Annotated in this window: 12 protein-coding genes; 5 read left to right on the plus strand and 7 right to left on the minus strand. The window is 39.3% G+C overall.

Features of this window, described 5'->3' with window-relative positions:
• Window positions 1-68 precede the first annotated feature (68 nt).
• Together AC3E9U_RS08365 and AC3E9U_RS08370 are read right to left on the minus strand one after the other, a co-directional pair.
• Complete coding sequence (locus AC3E9U_RS08365; RefSeq protein ID WP_488746449.1) at window positions 69-3,221, minus strand: UvrD-helicase domain-containing protein; 3,153 nt, start codon at window positions 3,219-3,221, stop codon at window positions 69-71.
• On the minus strand, window positions 3,222-4,082 hold the full coding sequence (locus AC3E9U_RS08370) for a tetratricopeptide repeat protein (protein ID WP_488746450.1): 861 nt from the start codon (window positions 4,080-4,082) through the stop codon (window positions 3,222-3,224).
• Window positions 4,083-4,287: 205 nt separating this feature from the next.
• Here AC3E9U_RS08370 and AC3E9U_RS08375 point away from each other — a divergent pair, with 205 nt between their 5' ends.
• On the plus strand, window positions 4,288-4,893 hold the full coding sequence (locus AC3E9U_RS08375; RefSeq protein WP_488746451.1) for a superoxide dismutase: 606 nt from the start codon (window positions 4,288-4,290) through the stop codon (window positions 4,891-4,893).
• A 507-nt stretch (window positions 4,894-5,400) separates the two neighbouring features.
• Here AC3E9U_RS08375 and AC3E9U_RS08380 read toward each other — a convergent pair.
• The 5 genes from AC3E9U_RS08380 to purN all read right to left on the minus strand — a co-directional run bounded on the left by AC3E9U_RS08380 (window position 5,401) and on the right by purN (window position 10,056).
• On the minus strand, window positions 5,401-7,299 hold the full coding sequence (locus AC3E9U_RS08380) for an amidophosphoribosyltransferase (RefSeq protein ID WP_488746452.1): 1,899 nt from the start codon (window positions 7,297-7,299) through the stop codon (window positions 5,401-5,403).
• A 70-nt stretch (window positions 7,300-7,369) separates the two neighbouring features.
• A complete protein-coding gene (locus AC3E9U_RS08385; protein ID WP_488746453.1) occupies window positions 7,370-8,299 on the minus strand; it encodes a PfkB family carbohydrate kinase in 930 nt (309 codons plus the stop codon).
• Window positions 8,300-8,356: 57 nt separating this feature from the next.
• On the minus strand, window positions 8,357-8,980 hold the full coding sequence (locus tag AC3E9U_RS08390) for an START domain-containing protein (RefSeq protein ID WP_488746454.1): 624 nt from the start codon (window positions 8,978-8,980) through the stop codon (window positions 8,357-8,359).
• A gap of 18 nt (window positions 8,981-8,998) precedes the next feature.
• Window positions 8,999-9,481: a ribonuclease HI gene (locus tag AC3E9U_RS08395; RefSeq protein WP_488746455.1), complete on the minus strand. Its 483-nt coding sequence runs from the start codon at window positions 9,479-9,481 to the stop codon at window positions 8,999-9,001.
• Between the two features lie 11 nt (window positions 9,482-9,492).
• Window positions 9,493-10,056, minus strand: a complete 564-nt coding sequence (purN, locus tag AC3E9U_RS08400; RefSeq protein ID WP_488746456.1) for a phosphoribosylglycinamide formyltransferase — start codon at window positions 10,054-10,056, stop codon at window positions 9,493-9,495.
• Window positions 10,057-10,256: 200 nt separating this feature from the next.
• On the opposite strand from purN, the gene AC3E9U_RS08405 reads away from it, so the two are divergent.
• The 4 genes from AC3E9U_RS08405 to AC3E9U_RS08420 all read left to right on the plus strand — a co-directional run bounded on the left by AC3E9U_RS08405 (window position 10,257) and on the right by AC3E9U_RS08420 (window position 13,261).
• The gene (locus tag AC3E9U_RS08405; RefSeq protein WP_007137004.1) at window positions 10,257-10,493 is read left to right on the plus strand and encodes an acyl carrier protein; all 237 of its coding nucleotides are present in this window, start codon (window positions 10,257-10,259) and stop codon (window positions 10,491-10,493) included.
• Between the two features lie 179 nt (window positions 10,494-10,672).
• On the plus strand, window positions 10,673-11,926 hold the full coding sequence (gene fabF / locus AC3E9U_RS08410; RefSeq protein ID WP_488746457.1) for a beta-ketoacyl-ACP synthase II: 1,254 nt from the start codon (window positions 10,673-10,675) through the stop codon (window positions 11,924-11,926).
• Window positions 11,927-11,935: 9 nt separating this feature from the next.
• The gene (rnc, locus tag AC3E9U_RS08415) at window positions 11,936-12,676 is read left to right on the plus strand and encodes a ribonuclease III (RefSeq protein WP_488746458.1); all 741 of its coding nucleotides are present in this window, start codon (window positions 11,936-11,938) and stop codon (window positions 12,674-12,676) included.
• Window positions 12,677-12,775: 99 nt separating this feature from the next.
• On the plus strand, window positions 12,776-13,261 hold the full coding sequence (locus AC3E9U_RS08420; RefSeq protein ID WP_488746459.1) for an IPExxxVDY family protein: 486 nt from the start codon (window positions 12,776-12,778) through the stop codon (window positions 13,259-13,261).
• The last annotated feature ends 3 nt before the right edge of the window (window positions 13,262-13,264 follow it).

Genomic DNA, 13,264 nt, shown 5'->3' on the forward strand with positions numbered 1-13,264 from the left:
GTGTGTTTATTGTATTATTGATTGTTTGTCTGACTCTTTTTTCTTGACTCTTGCTTCTTTTTTCAAGATTACAAATGTACTACTTCTAACTTCTCTCCTATATAAACCAGCGTTTTTTTCTCAACAGCAAAACCCATCTCCTCTAACGCTTTTTCATATTCCGCTAATTGCATTTCGTATTTCTTCTGATGGGCTCCGGTTTTATAATCCAGCAGATAAGCCTGTGCTCCTTTAACGGAAACACGATCCGGTTTAATGGTAGTTGTGCCTTTTTTGATAATGTTCTGCTCATTATATACTTTTTTATCAGCTTCAAAAAAAAGCTCCAGTTCCGGATGGTTTACGATCTGAAGTACTGTTTCCCTTACTTCGTCTTTTTGGGATTCGGTTATCAACGCGCTTTCAATCGCTTTCATCAATGCCAGTTCCACGTCGTCTTTAGTTTTGACAAAAGACAAGATTTCGTGCAGTACGGTTCCGAATTCAATAGCCTTCATCCGATCGGTTCCCCACATCAAAGCCTCTCGCTGTGCGATTTTGATTTTCTTCGGATTAAAAACTTCCTTCACAATTTCGATAGTCGGCTGCTTTTCTTTTTCTCCTTTCGACTGGGAAAGCCGGTTACTGTCGCCAAATTCAAATTCCGATTGCTCATCGCGATAGACACCTTTAAAATCAAGGTATTTAATGAAATACGACGACATATTATTGGTAAGCTCACCTTTACTGGTCAGGTTTTTATTGGAAATAACATACAACTGCTCTTCGGCTCTTGTCAAAGCCACATAGAGGACATTGATATTATCCAGAAGCTCCTCCTGACTTTTAACTTCGTATATCTGAGCGGCAGATTCGCCATATTCCGCCACTTCTTTTTTAGTATCTACCAGGGCTTTTGGGATATCCAAAGTTGTATCTTCCAACTCAAGCCACATTTTAGCTCTGGGCGAACGCGAATAATCTTCTTCGGCAAACGGGAAAATCACCACCGGAAATTCCAGTCCTTTTGATTTATGGATCGTCATAATCCGGACAGCGTCATTCCCTTCCGGAGACGGGATACTGAATTTGGCACCGTTATTTTCCCAATATTCCAGAAAATCCGAAACACCTGCCTGCGTCCGGACATCACGTTCCAGAACCAAATCCATAAAATATTGCACGTAGGAAACCGTGCTTTTCTCTTTCATGAAAGTCGACACGATAATCTCCACCGCTTCATACAACGATTTTTTACGGCAGTTCTTAAACGAAATATCGATGCCGAATTCCTCCAGCCATTTTTCAAATTCGCTTTCCAAAAATTTGGTCATGCCGAGTTCAATGAAATCATGAATCGGCAGTTCGCTTTGTTTATTCTTCGCGATAAAATATAAAATGGCCGCCTTAGCTTCTTTATCGTTATTGTTTTTGAGATAACGAAGCACGTTTAAAATCAATTTTACTTCCGTGGCATTATCGATCAGCAAGGTTTCCGAAGACAAAATCGGAACGTCATTTTCTGTCAGATAGTTTGCCAATGCAACACCGGAAGCTCTTTTTCTTGTAAGCAGAACAATGTCACGATATTGAAATCCTTTCGCCCTCGCCTTTTCAATGGTGGCTAAAGTAGCTTTCAGATAAAGCTGTTCTTTGTCGTCCGCTTCTTCATCGGAAGTTTCATCTCCCTTTTCCACTTTCGGAATAAACGAAATGTTCACATAACCGCCTTGTTTGTCGTTGACTTCCTGAGCGCTTTTATTTCGGTACAGGTCCTGATAATCTTCATTGGAAAACTCATCGGCCAGCATCGCAAAAAAAGCATTGTTGAATTCGATGACTTCCGAATAACTTCGATAGTTTTTCCCCAACCGGATCAGTTGCTTACCCGGATTCGAAAACGGCTGTTCGTCTTTACTCAGACTGATGAACTGCTCTGCTTTTCCGCCGCGCCAACGGTAGATTGCCTGTTTAGGATCGCCAACAATCATCAGTGAACCCTGTACTCCCGACAGATCTTCCGAAGCAAGAGCATTATCAATCAAAGGAACCAGATTATGCCACTGCATTTCCGACGTATCCTGAAATTCATCAATGAAAAAGTGCCGATAACGTTCCCCCAATCGTTCATAAATAAACGGTGCAGGCTGGTTCTGAATCTCATTGTAAATGATGGCATTGAATTCGGAAATCGATAAAATGTTCTGGTCTTTCTGAATCGCTTCCAATTCCTGGGCAATCGAATTCAATAAAGACAACGGTGTGATGTTTTTTTGAAATGCCGAATAGAAATTCTTCTTTTCGTAATTTTTATACACTTTGGCCAGAATCGAAATCAGTTCCGGGGCAATGCTTTCGATTATCGCTTTATCCTTAGCCGTTTTGTTCACCGCAATATCTTCCGGCTCAAAAAACTTTTTATGCGAACTCTTCAATTCTCCTTTTTGAATATAGCCTATATGATTCGGAAATGTTCCTCGGGAAAATGAGCTAAGATCAATACCGTTTTTTTCTATCAGCTGCATTGCTTCATTGGCAAAAGCCACACAGTCCGCCTCCAATTGTTTTATGGCTTCCGATAATTTTTCACGGATCACCAAAAATTCATCAATCGTCTTTTGATTAAAATGAGCGATTTCATTCCGGTTGTTTTCATTCACCAATAATTTACTCACATCAAGCAATTCGTGCGTCACATCCCAACTTTTGTCATTATCGGCTTTATCCACGGAGAAATCAACCAATATTTTCGTCAGTACTTCATCTTCACCGGCTTTGGCAATGATGGCATCCACCGCTTCCTGCAACAGCAAATCGGTTTCCAGCGACACTTCAAAAGTCACGGGAAGATTCAAATCGTGGGCAAAAGCACGGATAACTTTATGCGTGAATTTATCGATGGTGGAAATATCAAACGCAGCATAATTATGAATGATATTTTTAATGATCGCTTTCGATTTTTCTTTGATCGTAGCTACGGAAAGTTTGGTTTCCGACGCTATTTGTTTCATGAAATCCAGCACTTTCGGGTTCGGATCGTCTTTCGAAAACTCATGCAGGGAATTCACAATACGCGACTTCATTTCCTCCACCGCCTTATTGGTAAAGGTAATGGCAAGGATTTTTTTGTAGGCATCGTTCGTATCGGCCAGCATCAGAATTTTTAAATATTCTTTTACCAGTGTATAGGTTTTTCCTGAACCGGCTGAAGCATCGTATATGGTGAAGGCTGTTTTTTGCATTTAATTTGCAACGTTAGATTTAAAATCCCTCATTCTTTTTCTGATGAAATATAGCAACAGAATTGAAATAAGCAGTAAGCAAATGATTAAGAGGATTGTCTTTTCAATATTGTATCGTTCCACAACTCGGGTCGTACGGTAATTATTGTGATCGGATAATACTTCAGAGGCTAAAAAACCATTTGTATAAGCTATTCTCAAATCCAAAACAGGACTTTCAAAACCATAGTCTTTTGCCATTTTCAGAATTTCGTTAGCACTTCGAAAATCTTTGTTCAACATGCTCAAATTTCCCAATTCGAACAAAAGAATTCCAATAATTTTGTCTTTAGGTTTTATGAATGATATTCTTTCGTTCAACTGATAATACAACGAAGAAATCAGTTTTTCAATGCGAAGCTGACTTAAATTAGAAACAGGAGTTTCATAAATTCCGAAATCTTCATTTACAAAAAAACGCCCATTATAATTTACCGCTCCACTAATTTTCGCTTCCAGAATTCTGGAATGCAGCCATTCTGAACCCACATGAGAATTGGGATTAATTTTTATTGCTTTATTTATCCATTCTAAAGCTTTTTTATTTTCCCCCAGTAATTCATACAGGGTCCCGATATTCGATGCAGTGGAATACCTGTTGGGATTTGTTTCTTCAATCTTCAAATACAACTGTAATGCTTCCTGGTATTTTCCCTCAACAATCAGGACATACCCTTTATCAGACAGATATTCGATGTTAGCTGTTTTTCGATACAGACTATCCAGCTCCTTTTTGACGTTCTCAAAATTATCAAGAAGAAATTCATGACCGTGGGGTACTATTCCACGATAATCTTCATAAACAAGAAAATTATTTCCCACAACTTTTGTTTCGCCGTTTAAACAGGAATAACTTTTAGTTACGGCAAATAAGAGAATTAAAATACAGAAGTGTTTTTTCATCGGACTAATAAAATCACATTAATTGAATTTCGCAATGTTCAAATAGAAAATTACTATTTTCTTTTACGAAGATAAATTTATAATTTTGAATGAATTTAATTATTAATCTTAAATATAAAACATCATGGCATTCGAATTACCACAATTACCATATGCTTATGAAGCCTTAGAGCCTCATATTGACGCACGTACGATGGAAATCCATCATTCTAAACACCACAATGCTTACATTACAAACTTAAATGCCGCTATCGTGGGAACGGATTTGGAAGGAAAATCAATTGAAGATATCCTGAAAAATCTTGACATGAACAACATGGCCGTTCGTAACAATGGTGGCGGACACTATAATCACACTATGTTTTGGGAAATCATGGCACCAAACGCAGGCGGTCTTCCAACAGGAGAATTAGCAGACGCAATCAATAATGCTTTTGGTTCTTTTGAGCAATTTAAAGCTGAATTCGCGAAAGCAGGAGCAACGCGTTTTGGTTCAGGATGGGCTTGGTTATGTGTAAAAGACGGAAAATTAGAAGTTTGTTCTACGCCAAATCAAGACAACCCAATCATGCCGGGTGTACCTTGCGGAGGTCAGCCAATTTTAGGAATGGATGTTTGGGAACATGCTTACTACTTAAACTACCAAAACAGAAGACCAGATTATATTGAAGCGTTCTTTAACGTGATCAATTGGGCGGAAGTAGCAAAACGTTACGCAGCAGCTAAATAAGAAAAAAGAATATAGAATTTTGAGAATAGGCAAATGAACTTCGGTTTGTTTGTCTATTTTTTTTACTTTCTCTACTCTATTTTCTTTGTTCTTTGCCCTATTTTCTCTCTTCTGCTGTCCTTCACTTTATTCCAATAAAAAAGGTGGAATTGCTTCCACCCTTTTTGCCCCAAATCTACCATAAACTTAACCTACTAATGCTATGGTGATACGAATGTATGGCGAATGTCATTCCGTTTCAAATAAATCGGACATACTGCAGTTTTTCTCGATAAAGTGCTTTTTTTGGATTTTTTTGTTATAAAAACAGAGCGAAGAACCGCTCGCAATTTCTGGTTGGTGTAAAATAAAAAAGGTGGAATTTCTTCCACCCTTTTTGCCCCAAATCTACCATAAACTTAACCTACTAATGCTATGGTAGTACGAATGTATTGCGATGCTTTTCATCCTTCAAAAAAACCAGATAAAATGCAAAAAAAATCGACGAAATGCACTTTTGTCTGTTTTTTAGTATGCACGGGCATCCTTACCTTCATAGAAATTCATGAAGGCGCGATTCACCACGCGATTACCTCCATCGGTTGGATAATCTCCCGTAAAATACCAATCTCCTAAATTTTTAGGACAGGCTTTGTGAAGATTTTCTACCGTTTGGAAGATAATTTTCACGTCTGCTTTTACCGAACTTTCCGTTAACATCTGTGCTATTTTATCAGAGATCTCCTGGTCGGTGAATGGTGCGTAAATTTCTTTTACATAATTCACCACTTCACTGTCATGGAAATTCTCCTGCGCTTTTGATTTTTTATAAACGTCTTCCACGATATGCATCAGATTACGCTCTTTCAGTAATTCCATTGCTGCACGAAACGCTACCAATCCTTCCAGTTTTGCCATGTCAATACCATAACAGTCCGGATAACGGATTTGCGGCGCCGAAGAAACAATCACCAGTTTTTTAGGCTGTAAGCGATCCATCATTTTGATGATACTTTGCTTCAATGTTGTACCACGAACGATACTGTCATCGATGATTACCAAATTATCTGTTGGTTTAACCACCCCATAAGTAACATCATATACGTGCGCCACCATATCATCGCGACTGCTGTCTTCCGTGATAAAGGTTCTAAGTTTAACGTCTTTAATCGCTATTTTCTCCGAACGTAATTTCACAGACAAAATCTCCTGTAATTTTTCAGCCGAAAGTGATTCTTTATTGGCTAAAATATCATTGATCTTACGTTGGTTCAGGAAATCGTTAGCCGCTTCAACCATTCCGTAGAAAGAAGTTTCAGCAGTATTTGGAATATAGGAGAATACAGTATTGTCCGTATCATTTTCAACCGCTTCTAAAACGGCCGGCATGATTAATTTTCCTAAATCCTTGCGCTCCTGATAAATTTCGGCATCACTGCCACGGGAGAAATAGATTCTTTCAAACGAACAGGCTTTCAAAGGCAAGGCCTCACGGATCTTCTCGTCGATAACACTTCCGTCTTTTTTTACGATAATAGCGTGTCCCGGAGTAATTTCTTTAATAGATTCGAAAGGCACATTGAAAACCGTTTGGATCACCGGTCTTTCCGAAGCTACTACGACAATTTCATCATCCTGATAGTAGAACGCCGGACGAATTCCTGCCGGATCACGTGTTACGAAAGCATCTCCGTGTCCTAACAATCCTGCCATGGCATAACCACCATCCCAGTTTTTGGAAGCTCTTCTTAAAATTCTTCCGATATCCAATCGCTCGGCAATAACCGGTGAAGCTTCTCTTTTGCTTAAACCTTCATTTTTACATTCCTGATACAAGTCGGTAACTTCATCATCAAGGAAATGACCGATTTTCTCCATTACGGTAACGGTATCCGCCATTTCTTTAGGATGCTGTCCCAAACGTACCAAATCTTCGAAAAGCTCTTTAACATTTGTCATGTTAAAGTTTCCGGCTACGATCAGATTGCGATGCATCCAGTTGTTCTGACGTAAGAACGGGTGTACGCTTTCAATGCTGTTTTTTCCGAAAGTCCCGTAACGAACGTGTCCTAAAAACAATTCGCCGATGTAAGGAACATTTGCTTTCTGAAGCGCAACATTTTCCTGATACTCAGGATGCTGTTTTAGCTCTTCGTTGATACGCTGATTGATTTGCGCAAAGATATCCTGTATAGGCTGTGCTTGGTTGGAACGTACACGACTGATGTAGCGCTCGCCAGGTTCCATATCTAATTTAATACTGGCAAGACCTGCTCCGTCCTGACCGCGATTGTGTTGCTTCTCCATTAAAAGGTACATTTTCTGTACCCCGTAAAAAGCAGTGCCATATTTCTCTTTGTAGAATTCCAATGGCTTTTTCAATCTTAAAAGTGCAATGCCACACTCGTGTTTTAAAGCGTCGCTCATAATTTATTGTGTTGTTGTTGTGTGTTGTATTAATCAAAAGAGCCCCGTTTCCGAGGCTCGTATGTATCTGCTAGTTTTCCAGCGCAATATCAAATTGTGTTAAGGCCTTAAACTCGCGCAAACGAGCCGAAACCTCGGATTTTTCTAACTTTTCCATTCTTTCCGTTCCGAATTTCTCCACACAGAAAGAGGCTAAATTTGAACCGTAAATGATCGCATTTTTCATGTTGTCAAACGAAATGTTTTCGCTTTGCGTAATGAATCCTGCGAAACCTCCTGCGAAAGTGTCTCCGGCTCCTGTCGGGTCGAAAACTTCTTCCAAAGGCAATGCCGGTGCAAAAAATACTTTTGAATTATTGAAAAGTAAAGCGCCATGCTCTCCTTTTTTGATCACCACAAATTTCGGACCCATTCCGTGAATTTTAGCAGCTGCTTTCACCAAAGAGTACTCTCCGGATAACTGACGAGCTTCTTCATCATTGATGGTGATCACATCTACGCGTTTGATTACGTCCATCAATTCAGGCAATGCACAATCCATCCAGAAATTCATCGTATCCAAAACCACTAATTTTGGCTTTGCTTCCATCTGATCCAAAACACTGCTTTGAACCAACGGGTGAAGGTTTCCTAACATTACCACATCGGCGTTTTTGAAATCGGCCGGAACTTTTGGCTGAAAATCGGCCAATACATTCAACTGCGTTTCCAAAGTATCTCTGGAATTCAAATCGTTGTGGTAACGTCCGCTCCAGAAAAATGTTTTTCCGCCCTGAACCACTTCAAGACCTGAAATATCAATGTTCTTGGCTTTTAACAAATCTAAATATTCTTGTGGAAAATCGTCTCCTACCACAGAAACAATGGCTGATTTCAAATTGAAATGCGAAGCTGAAAGTCCGATATACGTTCCTGCGCCACCTAAAATTTTGTCGGTTTTTCCGAAGGGTGTTTCAATCGCATCAAACGCTACCGTCCCTACAATCAATAATTTATTCATAAAATAGTCCTACTTTTGAATTTGCAAATGTACGACATAGTTTTCGTTATAAAAAGCCTATTTTTTGTTAAGATTTTCGACGCGCTTCCGAAGTTCTTTAAAAGAATCGAATGGTCCTTTGGTCACGACCATATTAACCATAAAAGGCGGAAGATTCCCTTCAGGGTTTCCGTATATCTGTTGAATCACCAGTGTTTGATTGGCATTTATTCGCTTCAGATACCAAAATCCCTTGAAATTTGTAAGCCGCACCCGCCCTTCTTTTTCTTTTAAATACTTGTTATAAGGATGTAAAGTGATGATTTGCTCGTTTCCTTTTCTTATTAAGGTAACCCTTGAAACATGATCGCGATCCTGTATTGGCCAGCCCAAACGGTGTACGATATAAAAAATCCAACAGGTGTCTGAGACTTTTTTCAGCAGTTCACTGCTTCGGGTTTTACAGTTCCATTTTTGCAGATTCTTTACCTCCACCAACTGACTCACCACGGTATCAATGTTCGCATTAACCGTCATAACAGCACGGTACTCCTTAAAAGCTGTAGTGTCGAATTTGGTCAAATACACCTTTATACCCTCTTTATCGAGAGCAAGCTCGGTATTATTTTTTTGTGCCTGGCCATAAATACCCATCAGCAGAAAAAAAAGCGGATAGAAAAAGTGTGTAAGGAACCGTTTCATTCCTTAAAGTTATGAAAATCAGAATAAATGACCTTCTTCTTTTTCGTAAAAAATATCAATTGAAAGTTTTTCCTGCTGGGAAGCCATTACGGCCAATGCGTCACAACGCTCATTTTGGGGATGACTGCTATGTCCTTTGATCCATTGGAAATCCACATTATGTTTACGGTAAATCTTAAGGAAGCGCATCCACAGATCGGGATTTTTCTTTCCGCTGAAATTTTTCTTTTCCCAACCGAAAACCCAGCCTTTCAGCACCGAATCGATAACATATTTGGAATCAGAAGTGATTAAAACCGAGGTTCCCTGCTTTTTTAATTTCTCAAGCCCCACAATCACGGCCAGCAATTCCATGCGGTTGTTGGTAGACAAACGGAATCCTTCATAAAATTCCTTTTTATAAGGCGTACCCACCATCTCCATAATCACACCATAACCAGCAGGTCCCGGATTACCTTTAGCGGCGCCGTCAGTATAAATATGAACTTCGTACGATTTCAAGTTATGGGATATTATTGATTTATGAGTTTTTCGATTACTTCGGGGAAATACTTATATTCCAATTCGTGCACTTTCTGAGCAATTTCTTCAGCGGTTGCACAACCACCGATAACTGTTGTAGCCTGAAAAATTACCGCACCCTCGTCATACTTCTCATTTACATAATGGATGGTAATACCGGTTTCAGTGTCATCACTTTCTAAAATCGTCTGATGCACTTTCATACCATACATACCTTTCCCGCCATATTTTGGCAATAATGCAGGGTGGATATTAATGACCTTATCCGGATAATTTTCGATAATGTCTTTCGGAAACATCAAAAGGAAGCCGGCAAGCACGATCAGATCGGGTTGCAAGTCATTAATTTTTTGCGAAACCGTTCCGTTAGCCAACTCCTCTTTAGTAAAAACAATGGCGGGAACTCCGTTATTTTCTGCACGATCGATGACTTTAGCCGCTGCGTTATTAGTTAACACCGCAACCACCTTTGCCTTATCGCTGTTGTTGAAGTGAACTATGATATTTTCAGCATTTGAACCCGCTCCCGAAGCAAAAATCACTATTTTTTTCATCTGACCCTGTACCATTTAAATAGGTGAAAAAACATTGTTTTCACACTGCAAAAAAAAGAATAATAAATGATAATAAATAAAAAAACGCGGGCTTTGTAAAATTAATTTTTTAATTTCGTAGTCACATTTTTTTACTAAACCGTTGTTTTAAAATAAAGTTTTTTATTTTTGCCAACAAATTAAATTTAAAATCAAAGATTATGTCAGACATTGCATCAAGAGTAAAAGCGATTATCGTAGACAAATTAGGTGTTGACGAAAATGAAGTTGTAACAGAAGCTAGCTTCACAAACGACTTAGGAGCTGATTCATTAGACACTGTTGAGCTTATCATGGAGTTCGAAAAAGAATTTGATATCCAAATTCCAGACGATCAAGCTGAAAACATTGCTACTGTTGGTCAAGCTATTTCTTACATCGAAGAAGCTAAAAAATAATAACTTACATATCCCTCATGCATTCTCCGGAATGCATGGGTGTTATTATTTTCCCATCTGAAAAAACTGATTGGAAGCAATCAAAAAAAAATACAATCCATAGTACCCATGTTTCCTTTACAGACTAAAGAAAAGCAACATGGGTATTATTTGTTTAAATACATTGTAAAAAAAATATTATGGCATTAAAACGAGTTGTAGTAACAGGTTTAGGCGCTCTTACACCCATTGGAAATTCCATCGAAGAATATTGGGATGGTTTGGTTAATGGAAAAAGCGGTGCTGCCCCAATAACATATTACGATACCGAAAAACACAAAACAAAATTCGCATGTGAAGTAAAAAACTTCAATATCGAAGCGTATATGGATCGTAAGGAAGCTCGTAGATTGGATAAATTTGCGCAATATGCCGTTGCAGCCAGTGACGAAGCTATTAAAGACGCCGGAATCACTAATGAGAATGTAGACAAATACCGCGTGGGTGTTATCTGGGGCGCCGGAATTGGCGGACTGGAGACTTTCCAGGAAGAGGTTATGTACTACGCTAAAGGTGATGGCACGCCTAAATTCAATCCTTTCTTTATACCAAAAATGATCGCCGATATTGCTCCTGCGCACATTTCCATGCGTAACGGCTTTATGGGTCCAAATTATACTACTGTTTCGGCTTGTGCCTCTTCAGCTAACGCCTTGATCGACGCATTCAACTATATTCGTTTGGGAATGTGCGACGTGATTATATCAGGTGGTTCTGAGGCAGCGGTAACCATTGCCGGAATGGGCGGATTCAATTCCATGCACGCGTTGTCAACCCGAAATGACAGTCCGGAAACCGCTTCAAGACCTTTTGACGCTACCCGTGACGGATTCGTTTTAGGTGAAGGAGCAGGTGCCTTGGTATTGGAAGAATACGAACACGCGAAAGCACGTGGCGCAAAAATCTATTGCGAAATCGGTGGTGGCGGAATGTCATCCGATGCTTATCACTTAACGGCTCCGCATCCGGAAGGAATCGGTGTTATTGCGGTGATGAACAATACATTACGCGATGCAGGCATGAAACCTGAAGATGTTGATCACATCAACACACACGGAACTTCAACCCCACTTGGCGATGTTGCTGAATTAAAAGCGATCAGCGCTGTGTTTGGAGATCATGCAAAAAACATCAATATCAACTCAACAAAATCAATGACGGGTCACTTGCTTGGTGCTGCCGGAGCTATCGAAGCCATCGCTTCTATCTTAGCCATGACACACGGTATTGTTCCTCCAACGATCAACCATTCTGTTGTTGATGAAAATATTGATCCTAGTTTAAATTTAACGCTGAATAAACCGCAAAAAAGAGACGTCAAAGTTGCTATGAGCAACACGTTTGGATTTGGTGGCCACAACGCATGCGTTCTATTTAAAAAATTAGAGGAGTAATCTGTTGCTATGAAAAGAATCATCAAGAAAATATTTTCAAATTCCCGCTCTCCTGAAGACGGGATTTTTTTTGATGCTATTCACAAAATATTAGGCTTTCAACCGCTCGATCTGAGCAATTACCGCAAAGCCTTTACCCATCGCTCGTTAAATAAAGTGGACGAAAAAGGGAATCCCGTAAATTACGAGCGATTGGAATTCCTCGGAGATGCCATGCTGGGCTCGGTAATCGCAGCCCATCTCTTCAGCGAGGTCCCTACCGGAGATGAAGGATATTTAACAAAAATGCGTTCAAAGATTGTCAGCCGTGACCACCTGAACGAATTGGGAAAAGACCTGAACCTCATTAAATATGTCGAAAGTAAAGTGGCAACCCAGCACTTCGGCGAAAATATACACGGAAATCTTTTCGAAGCTTTGATCGGCGCCATCTATCTGGACCGAGGTTTTGTTTACTGCGAAAAATTCATCCATAAAAAGGTTATTGTTCCTTATGTTGACATTCCTAAACTCGAAGGCAAGGTAATCAGCTATAAAAGTCTCGTTATCGAATGGTGTCAGAAAGAGAAGAAATCGTTCTATTATGACGTTTATGAGGACAATGGGAATGAAGGTGTGAAATATTTCGGCGTAAAACTAAAAATTGACAACAAAATAGTCGCCAAAGCAAGGGCTACTTCCAAGAAAAAAGCAGAAGAAAAAGCATCGCAACGGGCTTATTTTGCTTTTCAGGAAAAAATGAACTCATAACCCCTGATTCTGCGTTCGCTAAATTATAGTTAACAACTTACTTTTGCTGTTTTTTTCCGACTATAATGTGCTATATTTACATTATCTTTAAAAAACAGCATGGCCATCCACAAAATCCAGATTGACGATTTTATTTCGATTGACTATCAATTAGTCGCGATACATTCTTCGCTGGAAGATTACCGTTTGGCCTATTTTATCAATCAAAAACTGGAGGTTTCTTTTAAAAAAAGTGAGAATTATATCGGCATCCAGATTCCCGAAGGCAAAAGCCACTTTACACGCTTTGTTTTTGATGATGAAAAACATGAACTATATTGGAATTTAATTCCCAATAAAACCACTGTCGTAAGCCGGCAGACCAAAGCTACTTCCCTTTTCGAAGAAACAGAAATGGATATTACCACCAATATCTTTTTGCTTCCCGAACTCAAGAAAGTGGACTACTTCCTAAAAATTGAAAATACAGACGATTTTTTTAATTCCGAGGGTTTAATCGACGACTTGCTCACGATCAAACAGATTACCACGGCCTATAAAATCGAACAGAATACACTCAAATCGAAAAACAATTTAATTTTCTGATAC

The organism is Flavobacterium sp. 21.1 (genome assembly GCF_057801535.1).

What these genes read in the sequence shown, in the direction of transcription:
- AC3E9U_RS08365 (WP_488746449.1), bottom strand. Translation starts at nt 3,221, where the DNA reads ATGCAAAAAACAGCCTTCACCATATACGATGCTTCAGCCGGTTCAGGA.
- AC3E9U_RS08390 (WP_488746454.1), bottom strand. Translation starts at nt 8,980, where the DNA reads ATGAAACGGTTCCTTACACACTTTTTCTATCCGCTTTTTTTTCTGCTG.
- rnc (WP_488746458.1), top strand. Translation starts at nt 11,936, where the DNA reads ATGAAAAGAATCATCAAGAAAATATTTTCAAATTCCCGCTCTCCTGAA.
- AC3E9U_RS08380 (WP_488746452.1), bottom strand. Translation starts at nt 7,299, where the DNA reads ATGAGCGACGCTTTAAAACACGAGTGTGGCATTGCACTTTTAAGATTG.
- AC3E9U_RS08405 (WP_007137004.1), top strand. Translation starts at nt 10,257, where the DNA reads ATGTCAGACATTGCATCAAGAGTAAAAGCGATTATCGTAGACAAATTA.
- AC3E9U_RS08375 (WP_488746451.1), top strand. Translation starts at nt 4,288, where the DNA reads ATGGCATTCGAATTACCACAATTACCATATGCTTATGAAGCCTTAGAG.
- fabF (WP_488746457.1), top strand. Translation starts at nt 10,673, where the DNA reads ATGGCATTAAAACGAGTTGTAGTAACAGGTTTAGGCGCTCTTACACCC.
- AC3E9U_RS08385 (WP_488746453.1), bottom strand. Translation starts at nt 8,299, where the DNA reads ATGAATAAATTATTGATTGTAGGGACGGTAGCGTTTGATGCGATTGAA.
- purN (WP_488746456.1), bottom strand. Translation starts at nt 10,056, where the DNA reads ATGAAAAAAATAGTGATTTTTGCTTCGGGAGCGGGTTCAAATGCTGAA.
- AC3E9U_RS08420 (WP_488746459.1), top strand. Translation starts at nt 12,776, where the DNA reads ATGGCCATCCACAAAATCCAGATTGACGATTTTATTTCGATTGACTAT.